General features: G+C 43.0%; 1 protein-coding gene. It reads right to left on the reverse strand.

Annotation, left to right across the window (positions count from 1 at the left end):
• Nucleotides 1-59 precede the first annotated feature (59 nt).
• The coding region (locus DN394_RS28805; RefSeq protein WP_149294477.1) for an amidohydrolase family protein at nucleotides 60-572 on the reverse strand (513 nt) is incomplete at its 5' end.

Raw genomic sequence — 572 nt, forward strand, 5'->3', positions numbered from 1 at the left:
CTTTAAGTTCATTTTTTGCTAACATTTTGTACTATAAGTGATGTGTACTTTTTGTCTATTTATAGTTGCGGTTCAGACTGCTCAAATGTTATTTGTCCGCCTGCCATCGTCAGAGCCACTTCACCTGAATCGGTAAGCGGATGCGTATTCCAGATCACGATGTCTGCATCTTTGCCTACTTTTAGTGAGCCTGTAGAATCGGCTAGATGCAAATGACGAGCCGCTTGAATCGTTAACGCTTCCCATGCGGCATCTAGTGGCAATCCTGCTTGAATAGCCATTTTGGCTGATGTTGGCAAATATTGAATAGGTAATACAGGATGATCGGTTGTGATTGATATCGGCACCCCTGCTTGATACAGAGCAGGATACGTTTCCCAAGAAAGGTTACGCAGTTCCACTTTACTACGTGAAGATAAGGTAGGACCTACACTGCAATATCGACCTGATGACGCTAATTCTTTGGCAATCTTAATCCCATCGGTTGTATGCTCAATGGTAATATCCAAGTCAAATTCATGTCCTAATCGTAGTGCTGTCGCGATATCATCTGCACGATGTGCATGAAAACG

Source organism: Bacillus sp. BB081, from assembly GCF_008368895.1.
Lineage (GTDB): Bacteria > Bacillota > Bacilli > Bacillales > Bacillaceae_G > Bacillus_A > Bacillus_A wiedmannii.